Raw genomic sequence first — 25,503 nt, 5'->3', positions numbered from 1 at the left:
GAAAAGTGGACGCCACTATAGCAAGGCGAGCATGGCAAAGCTGCTACGGCGCAGCAACAGGCAGCTTTCGACGGCATATGACCGGGCGAAGGCGGGCGCGGTTCGCCGTATAATCGCCGGCCTGAACTGGAGCCCCGATGAACAGCCTGCCGATCGATTCCCTGCTGCCCGACCTCCGCCGCGCCCTGGCCGAGCGTGATGAAGTGGTGCTCGAAGCGCCGCCCGGCGCCGGCAAGACCACCCGTGTGCCGTTGGCCGTGCTCGACGCGCCGTGGCTGGCCGGGCAGCGCGTCATCATGCTCGAACCGCGGCGCCTGGCGGCCCGCGCCGCTGCCGAGCGGCTGGCCAGCGAGCTGGGGGAGAAGGTCGGCGAGACGGTGGGCTACCGCATCCGCCTGGACAGCAAGGTGGGGCCGAACACGCGCATCGAGGTGGTCACCGAGGGCATTCTCGCCCGGCGCCTGCAGGACGACCCGGCGCTGGACGGCGTCGGGTTGGTGATCTTCGACGAATTCCACGAGCGCAGCCTGGATGCCGACCTGGCCCTGGCGCTGACCCTCAATGGCCGGGCGATGTTTCGTGGTGAAGGCAGTGGCGAGGCGCCGCTCAAGGTGTTGCTGATGTCCGCAACCCTGGAAGGCGAACGCCTGGCCGGGCTGCTCGACGACGCGCCGGTGCTGCGCAGCGAGGGGCGCATGTTCCCGGTGGATATTCGTTGGGGTGCCCCCTGGCAGGCCGGCGAGTGGCTGGAGCCGCGGGTGCTGCAGACGGTACTGCAGGCACTGGACGACGAGCCCGGCAGCCTGCTGGTGTTCCTGCCTGGCCAGGCGGAGATTCGCCGGGTGGCCGAGCAGCTGGAGCAAGCCCTGGGCGGGCGCAGCGACGTGCGCATCTGCCCGCTGCATGGCGAGCTGGAGCTGTCGGCCCAGCGCGCGGCCATCGAGCCGGCGCCGGCCGGGCTGCGCAAGGTGGTGCTGGCCACCAACATCGCCGAGACCAGCCTGACCATCGACGGCGTGCGCGTGGTGGTCGACGCCGGCCTGGCGCGGGTGCCGCGTTTCGACCCAGGCAGCGGCATGACGCGCCTGGATACCGCGCGCATCTCCCGCGCCTCGGCCACCCAGCGCGCCGGCCGCGCCGGGCGCCTGCAGCCGGGTGCGTGCTACCGGCTATGGTCCCAGGCGCAACATGAACAGTTGCCTGCCTATTCCTCAGCGGAAATTCTCCAGGCCGACCTGGCGGGCCTGGCACTGCAATTGGCGCGCTGGGGCGTCGAGGTGGACGAGCTGGTCTGGCTCGACCCGCCGCCTGCCGCAGCCTATGCCCAGGCCCGCGACCTGCTGCAGCGCCTTGGCGCGCTCGACGAGCGCGGTGTACTGACGGCTCACGGCCAGGCCATGGCCGAGCTGCCGGCCCATCCGCGTATCGCCCATCTGCTGCTGCGCGGGCAGGCCCTGGGCCTCGGTGAGTTGGCCTGTGACCTGGCGGCTCTGCTGGGGGAGCGCGACATACAACGAGGCGGCGGTGCCGATCTGCACAGTCGCCTGGCGTTGCTGGCGGGCGAGAGCCGGGCGACACGCGGCGCCAATGGCGGCGTGCAGCGCGCACGGCAACTGGCCAAGCAGTTCCAGGGTTATCTGCGCCGGGTGCCGGTCAGCGAGCCGGTGAGTGATCCCGAGCACGGCCGCTGGCTGGGCGCACTGCTGGCCTTCGCCTACCCGGATCGCATCGCCCGCCAGCGCCGCGAAGGCGGCGCCGAATATCGCCTGGCCAATGGCCGTGCCGCGCAGTTCAGCGAAGCCGATGCGCTGATGAAGTACCCCTGGCTGGTGGTCGCCGACCTGGGCAGCCGCCAGGGCCAGCGTGAGGAACGCATCTACCTCGCCGCCGAGCTGGAGCCGGCGTTGTTCGACTCGGTGCTGGCCGAACAGGTAAGCAGCCTGGATCTGCTCGAATGGGATGAGCGCGAAGGCGTGCTGCGCGCCGAGCGGCAGCGCAAGGTCGGTGACCTGGTGCTCAGCAGCGAGGCATTGCCGGGGCTGGATGCCGAGGCGCGCACTACCGCGCTGCTCGGGCTGGTGCGGCGCAGGGGCCTGGCGCTGCTGCCGTGGACGCCGGAGTTGCGCCAGTGGCAGGCGCGGGTGATGTTGCTGCGCGGGCTGGATCTCCACAACCAGGCGAGCAGCGAGTGGCCGGATGTCTGCGATGCCGCGCTGCTGGCCAGCCTGGAAACCTGGCTGGCGCCCTACCTGGGCAAGGTCACCCGGCTGAGCCACTTCGCCAATCTCGACCTGCACGCGATGTTGCAGACCCTGTTGCCCTGGCCGCTGCCCCAGCGCCTGGAGGAATGGGCGCCGCGCAGCATCGCGGTGCCGTCCGGCTCGCGCATCGGCCTGGATTACAGCGAGCACCCGCCGGTATTGGCGGTGCGCCTGCAGGAACTGTTCGGCCTGGCCGAAACGCCGCGCATCGCCAATGGCCGGCAACAGGTGCTGCTGCACTTGTTGTCGCCGGCGCGGCGCCCGGTGCAGGTGACCCAGGACCTGGCCAACTTCTGGCGCACCACCTACGCCGAGGTGAAGAAGGATTTGAAGGGCCGTTACCCCAAGCACTACTGGCCCGACGATCCATTAATCGCCGAGCCCACGGCGCGGGCCAAACCGCGCAAGTAGCGGCCCGCGCCGTGCTTTTACGGTGCGAACGGCGGCGCTTCGGCCAGTTCGATCAGCAGCGGTCGGTCCCCCGGTGCCTCACGCAGCAGGGTTTGCAGGTGCGCGTGGTCACGGGCGCGTTCGGCCAGGCAGCCGAAGCCGCGGGCGATGGTCAAAAAATCCGGGGTATAGATGTCCACGCCCAGCGGGGTGATATCGCGGCGCTGCATGTAGCGCTTGATCTCGCCGTAGCCCTGGTTGTTCCACAGCAGCACGATGATGCCGGCCCGCGCTTCCACGGCGCTGGCCAGCTCCGGCAGGGTGAACTGGATGCCGCCGTCGCCCATCAGGCTGATCACCGGGCGCGTCGGCTCCGCCAGCCGGGCGCCAATCGCCGCCGGCAGGCCATAGCCCAAAGTGCCGTAGCCGGTGGAGGCATTGAACCAGCGGCGCGGGCCGTCCAGCTCGACCAGGTGGTTGCCGCTGTACACGGTCTGCGTCGAGTCGCCGACGAAGCGCGCCTCGGGCAGCACTTCGAGGATGCAGTCGAACAGCCGGCGATAGTGAGCCCAGCCTTCGAACTCCTCGGTCAGTTGCTGGCGAACCGCATCGGCCCGTTCAGCCCCCGGGCTTTGCCCAATGCAGGCGCGTCGTGGCAATTCACCCAGCACCGCCTCGATGGCCAGGCCGGCATCGCTGTGGATGGCCAAGGTCGGTGGGTGATTGCGTTGCAACTGCTCGGCGTCGATATCGATGCGGATCAGCGCGCCGCCGATCTTGAAGTTGCCGTCGAACACCACGTCGTAATCGGTCTCGCCCAGCTCGGTGCCGATCGCCAGCACCAGGTCGGCTTCCAGTGCCAGCCTGCGTACCGGCGGCAGCGACTGGTTGCTGCCAATCAGCAGCGGGTGGACGGCCGGCAGCAGGCCCTTGGCGTTGATGGTCAGTGCGGTTGGCGCATCCAGCGCCTCGGCCAGGCGGCGCACCGCCTCGGGCTGCGCCACGCAGCCACCGCCGATCAGCAGCAGTGGGCGCTGGGCCTGGCGCAGGCGCTGCGCCGCCTGCTGGATCAATGCGGCCTGTGGGGCAGGGCGCGGGGCGATCAGTCGGGGTTGCACGCGCAGGTGGTCGGCGGGGGCGGTGATCACGTCCAGCGGCAGTTCGATATGCACCGGCCGTGGCCGCTGGCCATCGAACACCGCGAAGGCGCGGGCCAGCACCTCGGGCAATTCGTCGACGCTCATCAGCGTATGGCTGAAGGCCGCCACCCCGGCCACCAGGGCGCGCTGGTCCGGCAACTCGTGCAGGTAGCCGTTACCGCGGCCCAGGCGTTCGCGCTCGTTGACGCTGGAGATCACCAGCATCGGAATCGAATCGGCGTAGGCCTGGCCCATGGCCGTGGCGATATTGGTCATGCCCGGCCCGGTGATGATGAAACACACGCCGGGCTTGCCGGAGACACGTGCATAGCCGTCGGCCATGAAGCCGGCGCCCTGCTCGTGGCGCGGGGTGACATGGCGGATGCCGCTGCCCGGCAGGCCGCGGTACAGCTCGATGGTGTGCACGCCGGGAATGCCGAACACGGTGTCGACGCCCCAGGCCTGCAACTGTTTGACGAGAAATTCACCGCAGGTGGTCATGCTGGCTCCCTGGTGATGGATCTGGCGGTGCCGGCAGCAGCGCCGGCACCTTTACGGTGGTGGCTCAGGCGAGGCTGGCGGCCCGCGCCTGGGGGCGGGTCAGCAGGCTGCCGATGACGAAGGCCAGCAGGCCGACCATCAGGCTGTAGTAGATCGGCGTATTGGCTTCCAGGCCATCCTTGAACATGAATGCCAGGGCCGTGGCGCAGCCCAGCGCCATGCTGGCAATGGCGCCGGTGGTGGTGGCGCGCTTCCAGTAGATGGCGCCCAGGATGGGGATCAGGATGCCGCCCACCAGCAGGTTGTAGGCCAGGGTCAGCGCGCCGATCACGTCGTTGACCACCAGGGAGATCGCCAGCACCAGCAGGCCGGTGAGCAGGGTGAACAGGCGTGCCGTGCCGAGGCTCGACGGGCGACCGCCGCGCAGCTTGGGCAGCAGGTCTTCGGTCACCGTGGTCGAAGCGGCGAGCAGGCCGGCGCTGGCGGTGGACATCATCGCGGCCAGGGCGGCGGCGATCACCAGGCCGCGAATGCCATCGGGCAGGGCGCTCTGCACGATCGAGGCGAAGGCGTTGTTGGCGTTGGCCAGGTCAGGCAGCAGCACCTTGGCGCACATGCCGATCAGCGCACCGACCAGCCCGTAGAGCACGCAGTACACCCCAGCCAGGCTGCCGGCCACCCGGGCCACGCGCTCGCTGCGCGCGGTGAACACCCGTTGCCAGATGTCCTGGCCGATGAGGATGCCGAAGAAGTAGATCAGGAAGTAGGTGAGGATGGTGTCGTAGCCGATGGTGGTCAGGCTGAAGGCGGTATCCGGCAGTTTGGCCGCCAGGGCGTCCCAGCCGCCGACGCGGTACAGGCAGATGGGCAGCAGCACGAACATCAGGCCGACCGTCTTGATCGCGAACTGCACGATGTCGGTGAGGCTCAGCGACCACATGCCGCCGATGCTCGAATACACCACCACCACGCCGCCGGCCAGCAGGATGGCGAGCCAGAACGGCAGGTCGAACAGCACCTGCAGCACGGTGCCGCTGGCCAGCACCGACACCACGGAAATCATCAGCGCGTAGGCGAACATCACCACTGCGCTGGCCTGGCGTGCTGCCGGTGTGTAGCGCCGCTCGAGGATCTGGGTGACGGTAAAGATGCGCAGCTTGAGCAGCGGCTTGGCCAGAAACAGGTTGAGCACGATGATGCCGGCGCCCAGCGCGGCGCACAGCCACAACCCGGAAATGCCATGCACGTAACCCAGGCGCACGGTGCCGACGGTGGCGGCACCGCCGAGCACGGTGGCGGCCATGGTGCCCATGTAGAAGGCCGGGCCGAGGTTGCGACCGGCCACCAGGTAATCTTCCTGGCTGCGCGCGCGGCGCATGCCATACCAGCCGAGCAGCAGCATGCCGGCGGCGTAAATCAGCACTACGGATATATCCAGGATCATGTGTTTCTCCAGCGCCTGTCACGATTCTTGTCAGGCTGGCGCCATGGCGCCGACCTTGTTATTCACCCCCGGCAGCCGTCGGGTAGTGGTGCTTGGGCAGTGCGGCAGGGCCGCGTGGAGCGAAGCGCGCTCCATGACCCGCGAACGGGTAGTGCGCCACGGCGGGCTTCTGCTGGCCCGCTCGGGTTGTTCACTGAGGTAACGCCGTGGTGCTAGCGGGCGAGCGCAGGGCTCACTTGCGTACCACGCCCGGCAGTACGCAGAGCATTTCGTAGAGCAGGTTGGCGCCGAGCAGCGAGGTGTTGCCGGTGGTGTCGTAGGGCGGCGAGACCTCGACCAGGTCGCCGCCGATCAGGTTCAGGCCCTGGCAGCCGCGGATGATTTCCAATGCCTGGATGGTGGTCAGGCCGCCGACTTCCGGGGTGCCGGTGCCGGGCGCCCATGCCGGGTCGATGCCGTCGATGTCGAAGGACAGGTACACCGGGCCGCCGTCGACCTTGGCGCGTACCTCTTCCATCAGCGGGGCGAGGGATTTGTGCCAGCACTCTTCGGCCTGCACCACGCGAAAGCCCTGGCGGCGGCTCCAGTTGAAATCGTCGGCGGTGTAACCCTGGGCGCGCAGGCCGATCTGCACTACGCGCTGGCTATCGAGCAGGCCCTCCTCCTGGGCGCGGCGGAAGGTGGTGCCGTGGGCGATCTTCTCGCCGAACATGTGGTCGTTGACGTCGGCGTGGGCATCGATGTGCACCAGGCCGACCTTGCCGTACTTCTTGTGCATGGCGCGCAGGATCGGCAGGGTCAGGGTGTGGTCGCCGCCGAGGGTCAGCGGGATGATGCCGTGCTCCAGCACGCGGTCGTAATGCGCCTCGATGAGGCGCACGGCGTCGAGCAGGTTGAAGGTGTTGATCGCCACGTCACCGATGTCGGCCACGTTCAGGGAGTCGAAGGGCGCCGCACCGGTGGCCATGTTGTAGGGGCGGATCATCACCGATTCGGCGCGGATCTGCCGTGGCCCGAAGCGGGTGCCGGAGCGCAGGGAGGTGCCGATGTCCAGAGGGATGCCGATAAACGCGGCGTCGAGCTTGGCCAGCTCCTCGGGCGCTTGCACATGGGGCAGGCGTAGCATGGTGGCGATTCCGCCGAAACGCGGCATTTCGTTGCCGCCCAGGGGCTGATGGAGAGAGTTGTCCACGGGGCCTCGCAGTTCTTGTGGTTGTCGTGGCCCGATTCTGGTGAGGGTTGGCGGCGGGAAGAATCCGGCACGGCAAATAATCAGTTCAGAAATTCCTAAACTAAATGCGCAGGCTTTAGCATGTGCCTGGTTTCTTCACTGTGGCGGTTTTCCGATGCCTGATCTCAAGCTGCTGCGCCTGTTTGCCTGCGTGGTGCGCCACCAGGGCTTTGCTGCGGCGCAGCAGGAGTTGAACCTGTCCACTTCGGCGATCAGCACCTATATGAGCCAGCTGGAGGCGCAGCTTGGCTTCGTGCTCTGCCACCGCGGGCGCGGCGGTTTCAGCCTGACCAGCAAGGGCGAGCTGTTCCACCAGGAGGCCCTGCGGCTGCTGGCCGAGCTGGAAGGCTTCGAGCGTTATTCGGCGGCGCTCAAGGGCGAGTTGCGCGGTACCCTCAACCTAGGCGTGCTGGATTCGACGGTCAGTGATCCCTCCCTGCCGCTGGCCGAGGTGATCGGTGCCTACAGCCAGGAACACCCCGCCGTGCACCTGCACCTGGCGGTGCTCAGCCCGGCCGAGTTGCAACTCGGCGTGCTGGAAAACCGCCTGGACCTGGCCATCGGCGCCTTCTCGGTGCGCACCAATGGTCTGATCTACCAGGCGCTGTACCGTGAGCAGCACTGGCTGTACTGCAGCGACCGCCACCCGCTGTATACCCAGCGGCAGATTCCGGCAGAGGTGATCACCCAGCAGCGCATGGTCGGCCGCGGCTACTGGAGCCAGGCCGAGCTGGCGCGCCATGGCTTCAAGCACAGCGCGGCGACGGTGGAATCGATGGAGGCGCAACTGATTCTGGTGTTGTCCGGCGCCTATATCGGCTACCTGCCCGAGCATTACGCCCAGCAATGGGCCGATCAGAAACGCCTGAAAGTGCTGCTGCCCACCACCTTCGGCTACCAGGCGCCCTTCACCCTGGCGCTGCGCCGTGGCCGCTCACGCGAACCGCTGATCCAGAGCTTTCGCGACCGCCTCAAGGCGCAGTTGAGTCACGGTTAGGCCACCAGGGCGAAGGCCGATAGCAAGCACTTGCGCCATATCTGTGGGAGCGGGCGGGGACGCCTAGTCCATGCCCGCGACTCGGGCGCATGGCGCCCTCCCACAGGGTACGGATTCGACGTCGGGAAGACGGGCGTGCAGGCGCTTTCGGGCGCGAGGGGGCACAGCCGTATGCGGCCACCGGCCAACTCCTGTGGGAGCGGGCCATGCCCGCGATTCGGGCGCATGGCGCCCTCCCACAGGGTGTGGATTCGACGTCGTGGGAAGGGTAGTGGTATGGATCTGCAGGCGCTTTCGGTTGCGAGGGGCACAGCCGTATGCGGCCACCGGCCAACTCCTGTGGGAGCGGGCCATGCCCGCGAATCGGGCGCATGGCGCCCTCCCACAGGGTATGGATTCGAAGTCGGGAAGGCGAGCAGGCAGGCGCTTTCGGTTATTAGAAGGCAAAGCCACATGCGGCCCCGGCGCAATTCCTGTGGGAGCGGGCGGGGGCGCCTAGTCCATGCCCGCGATTCGGGCGCATGGCGCCCTCCCACAAGGGTGGGGATCCAGTCGTAGGGTGGGCCAGGCGGCGATCCGCGTTAGCCCACCAAGTGGCCCATGCCGATCCTGCTCAGCGCACCAAACAAGGCTTCTTGTTATCGAAGGTCCAGCCGCTGATCAGGTACTGCATGGCCACGGCATCGTTGCGCGCGCCCAGGCCCATGCCCTTGTAGCACTCGTGGGCCTTGGCCACGGCGTCCATGTCCAGCTCCACACCAAGGCCCGGCTTTTTCGGCACCTGTACCAGGCCGCCTTCGATACGCAGCGGCTCCTTGGTCAGGTGTTGGCCGTCCTGCCAGATCCAGTGGGTGTCGATGGCGGTGATCTTGCCCGGTGCGGCGGCTGCCACGTGGGTGAACATGGCCAGGGACACGTCGAAGTGGTTGTTCGAATGCGAGCCCCAGGTCAGGCCCCAGTCGTTGCACATCTGCGCCACCCGTACCGAACCCTGCATGGTCCAGAAGTGCGGATCGGCCAGGGGAATGTCGACCGATTGCAGCTGGATCGCATGGCCCATCTGCCGCCAGTCGGTGGCGATCATATTGGTCGCAGTCGGCAGGCCGGTGGCACGGCGGAATTCGGCCATCACCTCACGGCCGGAATAGCCGTTCTCGGCGCCACAGGGGTCTTCGGCGTAGGCGAGCACGTGGTGCTGGTCGCGGCACAGGCGGATGGCTTCCTGCAGCGACCAGGCGCCGTTGGGATCCAGGGTGATGCGTGCCTCCGGGAAGCGTTCGGCCAGGGCGGTAACCGCTTCGATTTCCTCGTCGCCGCGCAGCACGCCGCCCTTGAGTTTGAAGTCCTTGAAGCCATAACGCTCGTAGGCGGCTTCGGCGAGGCGCACCACGCCCTGGGCGTCCAGCGCTTCTTCGTTACGCACCTGGAACCAGGCGTTGTCGGCATCGGCTTCCTGGCGATAGGGCAGGTCGGTTTTCTTGCGGTCGCCGATGTAGAACAGGTAGCCGAGCATCTCCACGGCATCACGCTGCTGGCCTTCGCCAAGCAGGGCAGCGACCGGCACGTCCAGGTATTGGCCGAGCAGGTCGAGCAGGGCGGCCTCGACGGCGGTAACAGCGTGGATGGTGATGCGCAGGTCGAAGGTCTGCAGGCCACGGCCGCCGGCGTCGCGGTCGGCGAAGGCCTGGCGTACCTGGCCGAGGAGTTTCTGGTACTGGCCGATGGGCTGGCCGACGAGCAGCTGGCGGGCGTCTTCCAGGGTCTGGCGGATGGCTTCGCCGCCCGGTACTTCACCGACGCCGACGTGCCCGGCGTTGTCACGCAGGATCAGCAGGTTGCGGGTGAAGAAGGGCGCATGGCCGCCGCTGAGGTTGAGCAACAGGCTGTCGTGACCGGCAACCGGGATGACCTCGAGGGCGGTGATGAGCGGGGTACCTGCATGGGTGTTGTTATTGTTCATCGCGTGGTTCCTGTGCCGTTGCCGGCGTTGCGGTGGGTCTGGCTGCCGCATCGGGCAGCGCTGAAAGATAACGTTAACATCATATTCAGATAACGTTATCATTCAAGCGGAAATTTGAGGTGTGATGATTGCGGGTGCGGCCCAACGCATTCAGCAGTCTTGAAACCTCATGTGGGAGCGCGCCATGCGCGCGACGGCTTCGCGGGCATGGCCCGCTCCCACGATCCACAGCCGTAGGATGGGTGGAACCCATCAAAGGGTGGTGATGGGTTCCACCTGCGCGGCCCGACCCATCCGACGGTTTGAAAAGCCTTCGCGGGCATGGACTCGGTGTGTAAACCCAGTTCGTAGCCCGGGTCGAGCGCAGCGACACCCGGGGCATGGCGGCCCGGACATTGCACTCCTGGGGATCGCTGCGCTCAACCGCAGGCTACGAGAGGCGGTTTTGCCTTAGACGGTGCTGGCCCGTTCGATGATCGCGAAGCGGGTGTCCACGCGGGGCTCGGCGGGCTGGCCGTTGAAGCGGCGCAGCAGGGCTTCGGCGACCTGCAGGCCCATCTCGGTGGCATTGACGCTGACCGTGGACAGCGCCGGGTTGGCGAACTGGCCATTGAGGGTGTCGCCAAAACCGAGCACGGCGAGCTCGCCTGGCACGTTCAGGCCACGGGTGGCTGCTTCGGCCAGCACGCCGAGGGCGACGGTGTCCGAGCTGCAGAAGATGAGGTCGGGTTGCTCGCCGGCATCGAGCAGGTTGGCCAGGCCCTTGCGACCGACCTCCCAGGTGGCCGGCAGCGGCAGCGTCTGCACCGCCACGGCATCCACACCGAGCGTATCGAGACGCTGGATCAGCGCATTGCAGCGGCGCAGCGCACGGGGGTCGTCGACGCCGATCACCGCCCAGCGTTTGTAGCCGCGCGCAAAGAAGTGCTCGGCCACGGCGGCGCCGACCTGTTCGTGGGAAAAACCCACCTGCATGTCCAGGCCGTCATCGCTCAGGTCCCAGGCCTCGACCACCGGGATGCCGGCAGAGGCCAACCGCTCGCGGCTGGCCTGGGTATGGAAGGTGCCGGTCAGCACGATGCCATCCGGGCGCCTGCCGAGAATGGCGGCCAGCAAGGCTTCTTCATGTTCGGGGGTGTAGCCGCTGGGCCCGACCAGGGTGTGGTAGCCGGCCGTAGCGAGACGATCCATGATCGCCTGCACCACGCTGGCATAGATCGAGTTGGCGATGGTCGGCAACACGATGGCCACCAGGCGACTCTTGCTGGTGGCCAGGGCGCCGGCCATCAGGTTGGGCACGTAGCCCATGGCGCGCACCACGGCCAGCACGTGCTCGCGGGTGGCGTCGCTGACCAGCTCGGGGCGCTGGATGGCCCGCGACACGGTGATCGGCGACACCCCGGCCTTGAGCGCCACGTCCTTGACCGTAACCGGCAGATCGCCGAGGTCACCGCGGTCTTTGGCCAGCTCTCTGCGCGATTTTCTTGCCACGGGCTGGTCTCGATGTGGAATGCAGTAAAGAGCCGAAGGTTACGGCAGCCGCGCGGCGTTGTCGCCGGCGCGCAGCATATACAGGCGGAACACCACCACGGTGGTGAACAGCTGGCAGAGGCCGAACAGCACGTCCAGCAGCAGGCGCCCGGCCGGCTCGCTGGCGATATCGGCCGCCCAGAAGCCGGCCAGCCAGGGCGGCACCATCACCAGCATCACGCAGGTGAAGATCGGCCAGAAATGCCCATGGGTCAGCTGCAGGCTTTCCTGCAGTGCTTGCAGGGGCGTGAGGCCGCGCAGCACCAGCAGGTAGTCGGCGAACACCAGCCGTACCATCAGCCACAGCCCCGGCAGGATGAACAGCGAGATACCGAGCATGATCGCCAGGGTGCCGATGCCCGCCAGCAGCACGAAACGCGGCCACAGGCTCAGGCTCATGGCCACCAGGGCGCCCTTGCCGGGCTGCTCGCCGCGGCTGCGGGCGTCGATGAACAGGATCAGCGCCGCGCTGTACAGCGGGTAGAAGAACAGGCCGAGCAGTGCGTCATAGAGTGGCACCTTGGCGGCCGCCACCAGGTTTTCGAGCTGCTGGCTCAGGAAGGCTTCGAGCAGCAGGAAGGGCAGGCACAGCAGGAGGATCTGCAGCAGGTTTTGCCGGAAGAAGAACCAGGCGTCACCCAGGGCGTTGAGTGGATTCATGAACGGTCGCAGCCAGAAAAAACAGGTCGCCATGATACGAGCGTGGCCGGCCTGCCACCAGCGATGACATTCGTCGCCGCTGCGGCGCTGCCTTCGACCTGGAGGGGGCAGGGCTGGCATACTGGCCGCCGTGCAACCCGCGCGAGCCCTTGTGAGGATGTCCGGTGAAGAAAATTGCCGTGTTCGCCGACGTACAGAATCTCTACTACACCGTGCGCCAGGCCTATGGTTGCCACTTCAACTACACGGCGTTGTGGAACGAGCTGGCCGCGAGCGGCGAGATCGTTGCGGCCTACGCCTACGCCATCGACCGCGGCGACCCCAAGCAGCAGCAGTTCCAGCAGATCCTGCGCAACCTGGGCTTCACCGTGAAGCTCAAGCCCTACATCCAGCGCAGCGACGGCTCGGCCAAGGGCGACTGGGACGTGGGCATCACCATCGACGTGATGGACGCTGCGGCAGACGTCGACAGCGTGGTGCTGGCCTCGGGGGATGGTGATTTCGACCAGTTGCTCGAACGCATTCGCCAGCGCCATGGCGTCGAGGCGGTGGCCTACGGCGTTCCCGGGCTTACCGCGCAGTCACTGGTGCGCGCGGCCAGCCGTTATGTGCCCATCGAGGGCCATCTGTTGTTGAAACACTGAGGCTTTACGTGAAACCCATCGCTGTCATCGACTTCGAAACCACCGGCATGTCGCCGGCCCAGCAGGCGCGCGCCACCGAAATCGGTGTGGTGATCATCGAGGGCGGGCAGATCACCGCCCGCTACCAGAGCCTGATGAACAGCGGTGCCTGGGTGCCGCCCTTCATCGAGCAACTGACCGGCATCAGCAATGCCATGGTGCGCAGCGCGCCGCCGGCTGCCGAGGTGATGCACGAGGTCGCCGAGTTCGTCGGCGACATTCCGATGCTGGCGCACAACGCCGCCTTCGACCAGAAGTTCTGGGACGCCGAACTGGGCCTGATCGGCCGCACCCGGGTGCAGCAGTTCGCCTGCTCGCTGCTGCTGTCGCGCCGCCTGCTGCCGGGTGCGCCGAGCCACAAGCTCGGCAACCTCAACCGCTGGGCGCGATTGCCCGATACCGGCAAGGCCCACCGGGCGCTGGCCGATGCGGAAATGGCCGCCAACCTGACCCTGCACCTGTGCAGGGTGCTGCGCGAGCAGCACGGCCGCAGCGCTGTCGACCACGACTTTCTGCGCCAACTGCAAGGCATGTCGGCTGCCAAGGTGCGCGCGCTGCTCGCCGCGTAATCCGTCGTGCTGCAACGGCTGAGCGATTGATACCCGGACGCGCTAAACTGCGCGCCATCTCCATTGCCCACCACGTTGCCCGCCATGACCTTCGCTTCCCTCGGCCTGATCGAACCCCTGCTGCGCTGCCTCGACGGCCTCGACTACAAGACCCCGACGCCCGTGCAGGCCCAGGCCATCGGCCCGATCATCAAGGGCCGCGACATCATGGCCGCCGCGCAGACCGGCACCGGCAAGACCGCCGCCTTCACGTTGCCGATCCTGCAGCGCCTGATGATGGAAGGCCCGGTGGTGGCCAGCAATTCGGTGCGCGCCCTGGTACTGGTGCCGACCCGCGAGCTGGCCGAGCAGGTGCAGCAGAGCGTGCAGACCTACTCGCAATTCCTGCCCCTGCGCAGTTACGCGGTGTACGGCGGGGTGAGCATCAACCCGCAGATGATGAAGCTGCGCAAGGGCCTCGACGTGCTGGTCGCCACCCCCGGCCGCTTGCTCGACCTGTACCGCCAGAACGCGGTGAAGTTTTCCCAGTTGCAGGTGCTGGTGCTCGACGAAGCCGACCGCATGCTCGACCTGGGCTTTGCCCGCGAGCTGGATGACCTGTTTGCGGCGCTGCCGAAGAAGCGCCAGACCCTGCTGTTTTCCGCGACCTTCTCCGAGGCCATCCGCACCCTGGCCGGCGAGATGCTGCGCGACCCGCTGAGCATCGAAGTCAGCCCGCGCAACGCCGCCGCCAAGTCGGTCAAGCAGTGGCTGATTCCGGTCGACAAGAAGCGCAAGGCCGAGCTGTTTCTGCACCTGTACCGCAGCAAGAAGTGGTCGCAGGTACTGGTATTCGTGAAAACCCGCAAGGGTGTCGACGAGCTGGAGCAGGAGCTGCTGGCCGCCGGTATCAAGGCCGACGCGATCCATGGCGATAAACCACAGCCGACCCGCCTGCGCGCCCTGCAGCGCTTCAAGGCCGGCGAAGTCGACGTGCTGGTGGCAACCGACGTGGCCGCCCGTGGCCTGGATATCGACGACCTGCCGCTGGTGGTCAACTTCGACCTGCCCATCGTCGCCGAGGACTACGTACACCGCATCGGTCGTACCGGCCGGGCCGGCGCCACGGGCCAGGCGGTGTCGCTGGTCTGCGCCGACGAAGTGCAACTGCTCTCGGCCATCGAAGCGCTGATCCAGCAGGTCCTGCAGCGCGTCGACGAGCCGGACTTCATCCCCGACCACCGCGTGCCGCAAACGGTGGCTGGCGGCCTGGTGGTGAAGAAACCGAAGAAACCGAAAAAGCCCAAGGTGGTGGGTGGCGGCAAGTCCGGCAGCCTGGGCCGCTGGATGGAAAGCGACGAACCTGCCGCGCTGCCGGTCAAGGCCATCCGCAAGGTGCCGAGTTTCGGTGGCAAGCCGAAGGGCGGGCGTTAGTGCCGATACGCCGCGCCCGGGAATCCGATGCGGGGGCGATCACCTCGATAGTCCACGAGGCCTACGCGCCCTACATTGTGCGAATCGGCAAACAGCCGGCGCCGATGCTCGATGATTACCGCCGGGTCATCGCGCAGGCCATGGTCTTCGTGGTGGATGTCGAGGGTGCAGCAAGGGGCGTCTTGGTGCTGGAGCAGAAGGGCGATGTGCTGCATGTGCAGAACGTCGCTGTCAGCGATCAGGCCCGTGGCCAGGGGGTTGGCAGGCAACTGATGAACTTCGCCGAAGGCCAGGCGCGGGAACTGGGCTGTCGGGCCATCGAGCTCTACACCAACGAGCTGATGACCGAGAACATCCTTATCTACCCACGCCTGGGCTATCGGGAAACGCGCCGGGCGGTTGAAGAGGGTTACGCCCGGGTGTTCTTTCGCAAGACGGTCTAGCGCGATATCGCCAGAAGCAAATGGCCTGGGTGTCGCTGCGCTCAGATGTCCTGGCCGATCTTCCACAGCACGCCGCTGGGGTCGAAGACGATGAACTCGCGAATGCCCCAGGGCTGGTCTTCCGGGGCTATGGTGCGCACGCCGAAGCGCTCGCCGATATTTTCCGCCTGCACATGGGCCCACCAGGCTTCTACGTCATCGACCATCAGGTGCATGACGAAATTCTCGGCCTGCTCCTTGACGTAGAAATTCTGCAGCAGAAAGGCGCAATGCTCGCCGTGGCTGAAATAGCTCATTTCATCCGTTTGCCAGGCCGGGGTGAAACCCAGCGCGGTGTAGAAGGCCTGGCTGAGTGGGTAGTCCCGGGCCGGGATAAAGGTCTTGAGTTGCAAGCTGGTGAGCATGAGATTTCCTGTTCCGTGGATTATCGAGATGGGTTTTCTAGCCAGCGTACGATGCCCTGGCCGGCCACGCGGCCGCTGGCGAAGCAGGCGGTGAGCAGGTAGCCGCCGGTGGGCGCCTCCCAGTCGAGCATTTCGCCGGCGCAAAAGGTGCCGGGCAGGGCGCTGAGCATCAGGTTGTCGTCGAGAACTTCGAAGGGCACGCCACCGGCGCTGCTGATCGCCTCTTCCAGCGGGCGGGGTCGGTGCAGCGTGATCGGCAGCGCCTTGATGGCGGCGGCCAGGCGCTGCGGCTCGGCGAACTGCTCGGCAGGCGTCAGCTCGCGCAGCAGCGCCGCCTTCACACCGTCCAGCCCGGCCTGGCGATGCAGGTGCTTGGCCATGGAGTGCGAGCCACGGGGTTTGCTCAGGGCCTTGATCAAGGCGTCTTCGCTGCGCTGCGGCAGCAGGTCGAGGTGCACCGTGCAGCTGCCGTCACTATTGATGCGCTGGCGAATCCCGGCGGACAAGGCATACACCAGGCTGCCTTCGACGCCGCTGGCGGTGAGCACGAACTCGCCCGATCTTGGTGTTTCATCTGGCAAACCCAACGCCACGTTCTTCAGCGGTGCACCGGCGAATTTTTCGCGCAGCAGTGGGCTCCAGGCCTCGACATCGAAACCGCAGTTGCTTGGCTGGAGCGGCGCCACGGGCACGCCGGCCTGCTGCAGATGCGCCACCCAGCTGCCATCGGAACCGAGGCGCGGCCAGCTGCCGCCGCCCAGGGCCAGCAGCACGGCATCGGCCTGCACCAGGCGTTCGCCATCGGGCGTGTCGATGCGCAGGCTGCCGTCGTTGTCCCAGCCCAGCCAGCGGTGCCGGGTGTGCAGCTGCACGCCGGCTTCGCGCAGGCGTTTGAGCCAGGCGCGCAGCAGCGGCGCGGCCTTCATGTCGGTGGGAAATACGCGGCCCGAGGTGCCGACGAAGGTGTCGATGCCCAGGCCATGAATCCACTCACGCAGCGCGTCGGCGTCGAAGCCTTGCAGCAGCGCGTCGATCTGCCCTTGGCGTTCGTTGTAGCGGGCGACGAAGGCCGGGTAGGGCTCGGAGTGGGTGATGTTCATGCCGCCGACGCCGGCCAGGAGAAACTTGCGGCCCACCGAGGGCATGGCATCAAACAGGTCGACCCGCACGCCGGCAAGCGCCAGGGTTTCGGCGGCCATCAGACCGGTGGGGCCGGCGCCGATGATGGCGACCGAGTGAGCGGTGGGTGTTGAGGAGTCGGTCATGGCGGCATCGGCTGAGCAAAGGGCGAAGTTTACCCGAGCCCTCGCCCCTGCCATACCCGCGCCGCGCTGTGGTGGAGAATGCCGTGGCGGCGGGCCAGGGCGTGGCGGTCCTTGCTGTAGCCGCCACCGATCACCCCGACCACTGGAATATCGCGGCCCAGGCAGTGGTGGAGCACGGCCTCGTCGCGGGCCGCCACGCCCGCGTCGCTGAGTTTCAGGTAGCCCAGGGCGTCGTCCTGGTGCACGTCGACGCCGGCGTCGTAGAGCACGATATCGGGTTGATAGAGGGGCAGCAGGTAATTGAGCGTGTCGTCGACCACCTTGAGGTACTCGGCATCGCCCATGCCACGGGGCAGGGGGATGTCCCAGTCGCTGCTGGCCTTGCGCGCCGGGTAGTTCTGTTCGCAGTGCAGGGAGACGGTGACGGCGTTATCGACCCGCTCGAGCAGCCGCGCGGTGCCATCGCCCTGGTGCACGTCGCAATCGAAGATCAACACGCAGCGCGCCTGGCCGCTCTCCAGCAGGTAGCGGGCGATCACCGCCAGGTCGTTGAAGATGCAGAAGCCTGCCGGGTAGTCGTAATGGGCGTGATGGGTGCCACCGGCCAGGTGGCAGGCCAGGCCGTGCTGCAACGCCTGTTCGGTAGCCAGTAGCGAGCCACCCACCGCGCGCACGGTGCGCTGTGCCAGCTGCGGGCTCCACGGCAAGCCGAGGCGGCGCCCGTCTTCGTGGCTCAGCTCGCCGCTCAGGTAGCGCTCGATATAGGCGGGGCAATGGCAGAGGGCGAGAATCTCGGCTGGGCAGATGGCCGGGCGCAGCAAGTCCTCATCCCGAACCAGCCCGCTGGCCACCAGGTGGTCGCGCAGCAGGCGGAATTTCTCCATCGGGAAGCGATGGCCGTCGGGAAACGGCGGGCTGTAGTCGTCGTGGTAGATCAGCGGCAGGGGCATACAATGGCGGTATCCGGTGAACCCTGAGCAGTATGCATGAGAAGCGAAATGGATGGGATCGAGCTGCAGACGCCGCGCCTGTACCTGCGCGCCTGGGCTGACGAGGATCTGGACGAGCTGGCCACGCTGTGCGCGGATCCGTTGGTGATGCGCTATTTTCCGGCGCCCTTGAATCGTGAGCAGAGCGGAGCACTGCTCTCCCGACTGCAGCAGCATTTCGCCCAGCACGGCTTTACCTTCTGGTCGCTGTGGCACCGCGAGGATGGGCGCTTCGTCGGCATGACCGGGCTGGCCCATGTCGGCTTCCAGGCGAGCTTCACGCCAGCAGTGGAGATCGGCTGGCGCCTGTCGCCGGCATTCTGGGGGCTGGGCCTTGCCCAGGAAGCGGCGCGGGCCTCGCTGGCGTTCGCCTTCACGCAGCTGGCGCTGGAGCGCGTGGTGGCGTTCACCACCCTGGCCAACACCCCGTCGCAGCGGGTGATGCAGGCTATCGGCATGCAGCCGAGCAGCGAGTTCGAGCACCCGGCGCTGGCACCTGAGCATCCGCTGTGTCGGCACGTGCTGTACGAAATCGCCCGCGCTAAATGGCCGAAGCAGGGGTGAGCCTGTCGCATGCCGCGCCATTGCGCGATTCCTGAGCGCCGGCAAAGGCATTACCATTCACCGTCCGCGCAGCCCGCGCGAGTCGTAGCATCGCCCAGTCAGGGCCGTGGAGAACCCTTATGAGTCAAGTCCTGCAAGAGTTGGTGGCATTGCTGAGCCTGGAAGCCATCGAGGAAAACCTGTTCCGCGGCGTCAGCCAGGATCTGGGCTTTCGTCAGCTCTTCGGTGGTCAGGTGCTTGGCCAGTGCGTGTCGGCGGCCACCCAGACGGTCGAGGCCGACCGCCATGTGCATTCGTTGCACGGCTACTTCCTGCGCCCGGGCGACGCCGCCTTGCCGGTGGTCTATCAAGTCGACCGCGTGCGCGACGGTGGCAGCTTCAGCACGCGGCGGGTAACCGCCGTGCAGAAGGGCAAGGCGATCTTCACCTGCAGCGCCTCGTTCCAGAATCAGGAAGAGGGCTTCCACCATCAGGTGCAGATGCCCGATGTGCCGGGGCCCGAGGGCCTGCGCTCGGAAACCGAACTGGCCAGCCTGGTGGCCGACTCGCTGCCGCCGCGGGTGCGCGAGCGGGTGCTGTTCGACAAGCCCATCGAGATCCGCCCGGTCACCGTCGACAACCCCTTCGCGCCCCAGGTCAGCGAGCCGGCCAAGTATGTGTGGTTCCGCGCCGACGGCGAGCTGCCGGACACCCCGGCGATCCACAAGTACCTGCTGGGCTACGCCTCGGATTTCAACCTGCTGACCACCTCGATGCTGCCCCACGGTGTGTCGGTGTGGCAGAAGTTCATGCAGGTCGCCAGCCTCGATCACTCCATCTGGTTCCACGGCAATCTGCGCATGGACGACTGGCTGCTGTATGCCATGGACAGCCCCTGGGCCGGCAACGCCCGCGGCTTTTCGCGCGGCAGCGTGTTCAACCGCCAGGGCCAGCTGGTCGCCTCGGTGGCCCAGGAAGGGTTGATCCGCCTGCGCGAGGACTGGCGCTGAGGCGCGCCGCCGGAAGTTGTACGAACGGACAGCTTCCGGCAGGTTCTTTGTGGTCGGTTTGCGCTTCGTGATGTAGGAGATCGCCCCAGGCGTCCTCAGGTCATTTCCTACGTAGATGAAATTTATCTTTGTAAATCAGTTGCTTGTGTTTTAAGTGCGGCAGGGTGATGCAGCTGGGCCGGTTTTTCCGGCGTGTGCATTTACCTGAACGTGGTCGACGCTTGTTCTGTCTCCCCTTTAATGCCCGGTTGTCGCTGCTGCGCGGGTTCACACAGGGGAGTGTCCTCGAGTCTGCAGGAGACGGATATGCGTCGCTCAACGCTACTGGTTTCATCCCTTCTGGCCCTGGCCATCACGCCAGCCGCCCAGGCTGCCGGCACCGTGACCGGGCAGTTGGGCATCCAGCTGGTCATCACCGACGGCTGCACCGTAGGTAACGGCAACGCCGGCGGTACCTTCGGCACCATCGACTTCGGCAGCGTGGCGGCCATCAGCACGACCCTGGAGGCGCAGTCCGTCGGCTCTGGTGGCGGCGGCTCGTTCAGCGTGACCTGCAACACCGGCACCGACTTCAGCGTGACCCTCGACAGCGGGGCCAATGCGGCCGGCACCCAGCGCAACATGACCAATGGCTCCGATTCCATCGCCTACAACCTGTTCCAGGATGCCGGGCGCACCACGCCCTGGGGCGACGGCAGCAATGGCGGCGACACCCTGACCACCACCGGTACTGGCGCGGCCCAGGAGCTGGTGGTCTATGGCCAGGTTCCACCACGCGCCCAGGTGCCGTCGGTGGGCACCTACACCGATACCGTGCAGGTAACCGTCGCCTGGTGAACGTTGCCGGGCTGCCCGCCTGCCCGGCGCTAACCTGCCTTCTGTTCGGAAGCTCCCATGTCTGTTTTTCGGCCCGTTCGATTCGTGGCACTCCTGGCGTTCGTCCCCGGGTTGCTCGCCGCTGCCACCAAGACCGCGACCATCGGCCTGTTCGCCGAGGTGTTGCCGGCGTGCAGTGCAGGCAGCACCGCGGCCAACGATCTGGGCCAGTTCGGCACCTTCGATTTCGGCAGCCGTTCGCTGCTGACCACGGCCCTGGACGTCAGCGGCCAGCCAGGCAACGGCGCGCTGCGGGTGAACTGCCTGAGCAACACGCCCTACCAGGTGCTGATCAGCGGCGGTGGCAGCGGCAACGTCAATGCACGCCGGCTGACCGGCCCCACCGCGCAGATCAGCTACAACCTCTACACCTCGTCGAACTACCAGACGGTATGGGACAACAGCGTCGGTATCAGCCGTACCGGCACCGGCCAGGATCAGTGGCTGCCGGTGTACGGGCGGGTACCCGCGCAGCGCTCGCCAGCGGCCGGCATCTACCGCGACACGGTCACCGTCACGGTGAAGTGGTGAGGCGCCTGCCCGGCATCTGCCTGCTGACGATGGCGGCTCTCGCCCCGGCGCTGGCCGATACCGGCAGCAACGAACTGCGCGTCGACCGCCTGTTCCAGGTGCGCGCCGTGATCACCCAGGGCTGCCTGCTGGGCGGTGGCGCCAGCGACCTGAGCAGCTACGGCAACATCAACTTCGGGCAGGTCAGCAACCTGAGCAGCCCGGTGAACCGCACCAGCACACCGGGCAGCGGCTCCATCGTGCTGCAATGCACGCCCGGCACCCAGCTGACCATCGGCATCGGTTCCGGCGCCAATGCCGGCAGCGTCAGCGGCGGCCGCTTTCTGGCCAGAGGCAGCGAACGCCTGCGTTACCAGCTCTACCAGGACGCCACCTTCAGCACCGTCTGGGGCGACGGCAGCAACGGCGCGGCGCCGCTCAGCACCACTTTTCCAGCCGCCGGCGGCACCCAGAGCTACCCGGTCTACGCGCGGCTGTTCAACGTTACGCCGATGCCCGGCGCGGGTATCTACAGCGATGTGGTCACCGTGACCGTCAGTTATTGAACAAGGAGATGCATATGCACCGAGCAGCAAGGCAGCACCTCGATTCCCCATGGACCCGTCTCGTCATGTTGATGCTGCTGGCGCTGTTCGCGAGTCGCGCAGGTGCCGCCAGTTCGGTGCTGATCTGGCCGATCAACCCGCTGATCGAGGCCGACCAGAAGGCGGTGGCGCTGTGGCTGGAGAACCGCGGCCAGGCGCCGGTGAACCTGCAGGTGCGGGTGATGAACTGGCAGCAGGCGGGTTTCGAGGATCGCCTCGACGCCCAGCGCGAGGTGATCGGCAGCCCGCCGGTGGTCACCATCGCGCCGGGCAAGCGGCAGATGATCCGCTTGATGGCCATGCAGGCGCCGCCGCCTGGTGTACAGCAGGCCTATCGGGTGCTGATCGATGAAATGCTCGACAACGATGCCGCGGCCGACCCGCAACTGGGGGTGAAATTCCAGATGCGCTATTCGATTCCGTTGTTCGTGTTCGGCACTGGCGCTGCCCCCGAAGGTGATCGCGGCCCGGCCGGCGATGGCCTGAAAACCCTGGCGCCGCAGCTCAGCTATCGAGTGCAGCAGCAGGGCGCTGTGCGTTACCTGCTGGTGCGCAACGACGGCGCCGCCCATGCCCGGCTGTCGGCGGTGCGCTTCAGCCGCGGCGGCCAGCAGCAGGTGGTCGCCGAAGGGCTGCTGGGCTACGTGTTGCCAGGCGCCGAGATGCGCTGGCCGCTGCCGGCCGGGGTGAACGCCGAGGGTGCAACGCTGCAGGCAATGGTCAACGAGCGCAGCGAGCCGGTAACGATTACGGGGCGCTGAACCGTGGGCGGCGGTGGTTGCTGAATGATGGGGCGGCCGTGCTGGCTGGGTCTGCTGCTGTGGCTGGCAGGGCCGATGGCGTGGGCGCAAATGCCGGATGAATACGTTCTCTACCTGGAGCTGGTGGTCAATGAAATGTCGACCGAGCGCATCGTGCCGGTGACCTACCGGGCGGGCCACTATTTCATCGACAGCGATGAACTGCGTGCCGTCGGCGTTCCGCTCGGGGAGCTGAGCGGCCCGCAGGACCTGGCGGGCATCGAAGGCCTGCAGAGTGAATACCAGCAGGAGCTGCAGCAGCTCAAGCTGACCCTGCCCAGCGCGTGGCTGCCCACCCAGACCCTGGGCCAGACCCAGGTATACGAGGGCGTGGAGGCGCAGAGCTCGTTCGGTGCGCTGCTCAATTACGATTTCTATTACAGCGACAGCGATCAGGGCTCGCGCCTGCTCAATGGCTGGCTGGAGCAGCGGCTGTTCGGCGGTATGGGGCGCCTGAGCAACAGCGGGGTCTACCGGCACGCGTTCTCGGGCAACCCCGCCCAGGGCGATGGCTACCTGCGCTACGACACCTTCTGGCGCTACAACGATCAGCCGCGCATGCTCAGCTATGCCGCCGGCGACCTGGTCACCGGCGCGCTGACCTGGAACCGCGCGGTGCGCATCGGTGGCGTGCAGGTGTCGCGCAATTTCAGCCTGCGCCCGGATCTGATCACCTATCCGCTGCCCAGCTTCAGCGGCGATGCGGCAGTACCCACCTCGGTGGACCTGTTGATCAACAACAGCCGGGTCAGCAGCGAGAGGCTCAACCCCGGGCCGTTCACCATCAGCAGCGTGCCCTTCATCAGCGGGGCCGGCAACGCCACGGTGGTGACCACCGACGCGCTGGGCCGCCAGGTGGCCACCGAAGTGCCGTTCTACGTGACCAACACCCTGCTGCAGAAAGGCCTGTACGACTACTCGCTGAGTGCCGGCAAGCTGCGCCGCGACTACGGCCTGGAGAGTTTTTCCTACGGCAGCCAGGCGGCCAGCGGCACCTTTCGCTATGGCGTCAGCGACGGTTTCACCCTGGAAAGCCATGGCGAGAGCGGCGACGACCTGCGCCTCGGCGGCCTGGGTGGCACCTTCGCCCTGGGCACCTGGGGAACCCTCGGCAGCTCGGTGTCCTACAGCCAGCACGGCGGCCAGCGCGGTCGGCAGCTGAGTCTGGGTTACAGCTATTACTCCTCGCTGTTCGGCCTGGCCATGCAGCGCGTGCAGCGTGACGACGGCTACGCCGACCTCAGTGTGATCAGCGCCCTGCAGAGCAGCCGGGGCATCAGCAGCCTGGCCAGGACCACCGACCAGGTCACCCTGTCGCTCAACCCACGGCGTATCGGCAACCTGGGTATCGGCTATTTCTCCACCCAGATGCAGGACGGCACCCGCAGTCGGCTGGTCAACCTGTCGTGGTCGCGCAGCCTGCCGGGCAGCAGCAACCTGTTCGTGTCGCTCAACCGGCAAATCGGCCAGCCCGGCTACTCCGCCTTGCTGCAGTGGGTGATTCCTTTCGACCTGCGCTCGACACTCAGCGTGGCGCTGGAGCGCGACCGCAGCGGTGGCTATCGGCAGCGCAGCAACTTCGGGCGCAGCGCACCGAGCGACGGCGGCGTGGGCTACAACCTGGCTTACGCCGCAGGCAATGGCGACCCCTACGCCCAGGCGGACATGACCTGGCGCGCCCGGCATGCCCAGTACCAGGCTGGTGTCTACGACGATGCCGGCCGGCGCACCTACTGGGGCGACGTCAGCGGTTCGGTGGTGGCCATGGGCGGTGGACTGTATGCCAGCAACCGGATCGACGATGCCTTCGTGCTGGTCAGTACCGACGGCCATGCCGGAGTTCCGGTGAGCTTCGAACATCAGCGCCTCGGCGAGACCAACGCCCGTGGCCACCTGCTGGTGCCCTGGGTGCCTTCCTATTACCCGGGCCAGTACGCCATCGATACGCTGAACCTGCCGGCCAATATCCGCACCCCGGAGGTCGAGCGCAGCATTGCGGTGCACGAGGGCAGCGGGGCGATACTCGATTTCCAGTTGCGCCAGGTGGTGGCGGCCAGCATCGTGCTGATCGACAGCCGCGGCGAGGTGCTGCCACGCGGCAGCCAGGCCCGGCTGCAAGGCAGCGAGCGGCAGGCCGTCGTCGGCTGGGACGGCCTGGTGTATTTCGAGGGCCTGGAAAAAAGCAACGGCTTGCAGGTGGCGTTGCCGGATGGCGAACAGTGCCGTGCCAGCTTCGAACTGGACAATCTTGACGAGGAGATCGCCTTGGTGGGACCGCTGACATGTCGCTGAACGAGGCCAGGGTGACGATGCTACTGCTGGCGCTGCTGCTAGTCCCCGGGCTGGCCGTGGCGAACTGCACCGCGCCCGGTGCCGCGGTGTCCCTGGGCAGCACCAATTCCCTGAGCCTGCTCACCACGGCGCAACAGGCCGCCGGCAGCGGTGGCATCTCCTGCACCGGCAGCCTGACGCTGCTGGCCAACAACTTTACCCGCGTCACCCTGAACAGCACGCCGGTGCTGACTCGCGACGGCCGGCAGATCCCGCTGCAGGTGTTCACCAATGCCGGCTACACCAATGCCTTGCAGCCCGGCCAGCCGGTGATTCTCAATAACGCCACGCTGCTCAACCTGGGCGGCAGCGGCGCCAGCGTGCCGCTGTACTTTCGTACCGCCACGGGCGCCAACGTGCCGGCCGGCACCTACACCGCGACCCTCAGCCTGACCTGGCAATACGCGGTATGCACTGGCGTCAGTGCGGTCGGCATCTGCACCGGGTGGAGTCGCAGCCCCGGCACCTCGTTGCCCACCTGCACGCTGCTGAACTGTTCGCAACCAAGCACCTGGGGCGCCGGCAGCGCCGTCGTGGTAACCGTCAGCCTGGTGGTCAGCAAAGCCTGCGTGATCAGCGGCAGCGAACTGGTGATGGACTTCGGCAGCCAGGCACTGGTCAGCCAGTTCGCGCCGGTCACCCGCAGTGTCGGCGTCACCTGCACCAACACCGAGGGCTATACGGTGGGCTTCGACAACGGCCAGAACTACCAGGCGCCGTGGCGGCGGATGATGAGCGCCAGCAGCTTTCTCGGTTACAACCTGTACTTCCCCAACACCAGCACGGTGTGGACCAGCAGCCAGACGCTGCCGATGGTCGGCACCGGCCTGTTGCAGAGCATTCCCTTCCAGGGCGTCATCAACCCCGCACAGGCCAATGTGCCGGCCGGTACCTATACGGACAACGTGACGGTGATCATCCAGTATTGAGCAGGTATGCTGCGGCCTCG

23 protein-coding genes are annotated in these 25,503 nt (G+C 66.8%); 14 read left to right on the top strand and 9 right to left on the bottom strand.

Features of this window, described 5'->3' with window-relative positions:
• Positions 1–137 precede the first annotated feature (137 nt).
• Positions 138–2,672, top strand: a complete 2,535-nt coding sequence (gene hrpB / locus QYS36_RS16975; RefSeq protein ID WP_308840604.1) for an ATP-dependent helicase HrpB — start codon at positions 138–140, stop codon at positions 2,670–2,672.
• Between the two features lie 17 nt (positions 2,673–2,689).
• Here hrpB and QYS36_RS16970 read toward each other — a convergent pair whose 3' ends face one another.
• From QYS36_RS16970 to speB, 3 genes are all read right to left on the bottom strand, one after another.
• On the bottom strand, positions 2,690–4,291 hold the full coding sequence (locus QYS36_RS16970; protein ID WP_308840603.1) for a 5-guanidino-2-oxopentanoate decarboxylase: 1,602 nt from the start codon (positions 4,289–4,291) through the stop codon (positions 2,690–2,692).
• A 64-nt stretch (positions 4,292–4,355) separates the two neighbouring features.
• Complete coding sequence (locus QYS36_RS16965; RefSeq protein WP_308840602.1) at positions 4,356–5,735, bottom strand: sodium:solute symporter; 1,380 nt, start codon at positions 5,733–5,735, stop codon at positions 4,356–4,358.
• A 232-nt stretch (positions 5,736–5,967) separates the two neighbouring features.
• Positions 5,968–6,927, bottom strand: coding sequence for an agmatinase (speB, locus tag QYS36_RS16960; RefSeq protein WP_308840601.1), 960 nt, complete (start codon positions 6,925–6,927; stop codon positions 5,968–5,970).
• A 154-nt stretch (positions 6,928–7,081) separates the two neighbouring features.
• Between speB and QYS36_RS16955 the strand changes: the two genes are divergently transcribed.
• Positions 7,082–7,963, top strand: a complete 882-nt coding sequence (locus QYS36_RS16955; RefSeq protein WP_308840600.1) for a LysR family transcriptional regulator — start codon at positions 7,082–7,084, stop codon at positions 7,961–7,963.
• 613 nt (positions 7,964–8,576) lie between these two features.
• Here QYS36_RS16955 and gudD read toward each other — a convergent pair.
• The 3 genes from gudD to QYS36_RS16940 all read right to left on the bottom strand — a co-directional run bounded on the left by gudD (position 8,577) and on the right by QYS36_RS16940 (position 12,113).
• Positions 8,577–9,923: a glucarate dehydratase gene (gene gudD, locus QYS36_RS16950; protein ID WP_308840599.1), complete on the bottom strand. Its 1,347-nt coding sequence runs from the start codon at positions 9,921–9,923 to the stop codon at positions 8,577–8,579.
• Between the two features lie 450 nt (positions 9,924–10,373).
• Positions 10,374–11,414 carry a LacI family DNA-binding transcriptional regulator gene (locus tag QYS36_RS16945; RefSeq protein WP_308840598.1) on the bottom strand — a complete coding sequence of 347 codons (1,041 nt, stop codon included), beginning with the start codon at positions 11,412–11,414 and terminating at the stop codon, positions 10,374–10,376.
• A 39-nt stretch (positions 11,415–11,453) separates the two neighbouring features.
• Positions 11,454–12,113: a YciC family protein gene (locus QYS36_RS16940; RefSeq protein ID WP_308840597.1), complete on the bottom strand. Its 660-nt coding sequence runs from the start codon at positions 12,111–12,113 to the stop codon at positions 11,454–11,456.
• Positions 12,114–12,277: 164 nt separating this feature from the next.
• Here QYS36_RS16940 and QYS36_RS16935 point away from each other — a divergent pair, with 164 nt between their 5' ends.
• The 4 genes from QYS36_RS16935 to QYS36_RS16920 all read left to right on the top strand — a co-directional run bounded on the left by QYS36_RS16935 (position 12,278) and on the right by QYS36_RS16920 (position 15,221).
• The gene (locus QYS36_RS16935) at positions 12,278–12,757 is read left to right on the top strand and encodes an NYN domain-containing protein (protein ID WP_308840596.1); all 480 of its coding nucleotides are present in this window, start codon (positions 12,278–12,280) and stop codon (positions 12,755–12,757) included.
• Between the two features lie 8 nt (positions 12,758–12,765).
• Entirely contained in the window at positions 12,766–13,365 is a 600-nt protein-coding gene (locus QYS36_RS16930) for a 3'-5' exonuclease (RefSeq protein ID WP_308840595.1), read from the top strand.
• A gap of 84 nt (positions 13,366–13,449) precedes the next feature.
• Positions 13,450–14,778: a DEAD/DEAH box helicase gene (locus QYS36_RS16925; protein ID WP_308840594.1), complete on the top strand. Its 1,329-nt coding sequence runs from the start codon at positions 13,450–13,452 to the stop codon at positions 14,776–14,778.
• Positions 14,778–15,221: a GNAT family N-acetyltransferase gene (locus QYS36_RS16920; protein ID WP_308840593.1), complete on the top strand. Its 444-nt coding sequence runs from the start codon at positions 14,778–14,780 to the stop codon at positions 15,219–15,221. The genes QYS36_RS16925 and QYS36_RS16920 overlap by 1 nt, the downstream gene beginning before the upstream one ends.
• Before the next feature lie 41 nt (positions 15,222–15,262).
• Here QYS36_RS16920 and QYS36_RS16915 read toward each other — a convergent pair whose 3' ends face one another.
• Genes QYS36_RS16915 through QYS36_RS16905 form a run of 3 tightly spaced genes read right to left on the bottom strand, consistent with a single transcriptional unit; the run spans position 15,263 to position 17,840 of the window.
• Positions 15,263–15,625 (bottom strand): VOC family protein, encoded by a 363-nt coding sequence (locus QYS36_RS16915; protein ID WP_308840592.1) that lies wholly within the window; start codon positions 15,623–15,625, stop codon positions 15,263–15,265.
• A gap of 20 nt (positions 15,626–15,645) precedes the next feature.
• A complete protein-coding gene (locus QYS36_RS16910) occupies positions 15,646–16,890 on the bottom strand; it encodes a TIGR03862 family flavoprotein (protein WP_308840591.1) in 1,245 nt (414 codons plus the stop codon).
• A 29-nt stretch (positions 16,891–16,919) separates the two neighbouring features.
• On the bottom strand, positions 16,920–17,840 hold the full coding sequence (locus QYS36_RS16905; protein WP_308840590.1) for a histone deacetylase: 921 nt from the start codon (positions 17,838–17,840) through the stop codon (positions 16,920–16,922).
• Positions 17,841–17,888: 48 nt separating this feature from the next.
• On the opposite strand from QYS36_RS16905, the gene QYS36_RS16900 reads away from it, so the two are divergent.
• From QYS36_RS16900 to QYS36_RS16865, 8 genes are all read left to right on the top strand, one after another.
• Positions 17,889–18,443: a GNAT family N-acetyltransferase gene (locus QYS36_RS16900; protein WP_308840589.1), complete on the top strand. Its 555-nt coding sequence runs from the start codon at positions 17,889–17,891 to the stop codon at positions 18,441–18,443.
• Positions 18,444–18,562: 119 nt separating this feature from the next.
• Positions 18,563–19,432 (top strand): acyl-CoA thioesterase II, encoded by an 870-nt coding sequence (gene tesB, locus QYS36_RS16895; protein ID WP_308840588.1) that lies wholly within the window; start codon positions 18,563–18,565, stop codon positions 19,430–19,432.
• Between the two features lie 306 nt (positions 19,433–19,738).
• On the top strand, positions 19,739–20,269 hold the full coding sequence (locus tag QYS36_RS16890; protein ID WP_308840587.1) for a spore coat protein U domain-containing protein: 531 nt from the start codon (positions 19,739–19,741) through the stop codon (positions 20,267–20,269).
• 84 nt (positions 20,270–20,353) lie between these two features.
• Positions 20,354–20,839, top strand: coding sequence for a spore coat U domain-containing protein (locus QYS36_RS16885; RefSeq protein ID WP_308840586.1), 486 nt, complete (start codon positions 20,354–20,356; stop codon positions 20,837–20,839).
• Positions 20,836–21,384 (top strand): spore coat U domain-containing protein, encoded by a 549-nt coding sequence (locus QYS36_RS16880; protein WP_308840585.1) that lies wholly within the window; start codon positions 20,836–20,838, stop codon positions 21,382–21,384. The genes QYS36_RS16885 and QYS36_RS16880 overlap by 4 nt, the downstream gene beginning before the upstream one ends.
• Positions 21,385–21,449: 65 nt before the next feature.
• On the top strand, positions 21,450–22,184 hold the full coding sequence (locus QYS36_RS16875; protein WP_308840584.1) for a molecular chaperone: 735 nt from the start codon (positions 21,450–21,452) through the stop codon (positions 22,182–22,184).
• 90 nt (positions 22,185–22,274) lie between these two features.
• Entirely contained in the window at positions 22,275–24,515 is a 2,241-nt protein-coding gene (locus QYS36_RS16870) for a fimbria/pilus outer membrane usher protein (protein ID WP_308840583.1), read from the top strand.
• The gene (locus QYS36_RS16865; RefSeq protein ID WP_308840582.1) at positions 24,506–25,483 is read left to right on the top strand and encodes a spore coat U domain-containing protein; all 978 of its coding nucleotides are present in this window, start codon (positions 24,506–24,508) and stop codon (positions 25,481–25,483) included. Before QYS36_RS16870 ends, QYS36_RS16865 begins: the two co-directional genes overlap by 10 nt.
• Positions 25,484–25,503 lie beyond the last annotated feature (20 nt).

Source organism: Pseudomonas sp. G34, from assembly GCF_031119625.1.
Taxonomy (GTDB): domain Bacteria; phylum Pseudomonadota; class Gammaproteobacteria; order Pseudomonadales; family Pseudomonadaceae; genus Aquipseudomonas.
This window is presented reverse-complemented; position numbering and strand designations above follow the sequence as displayed.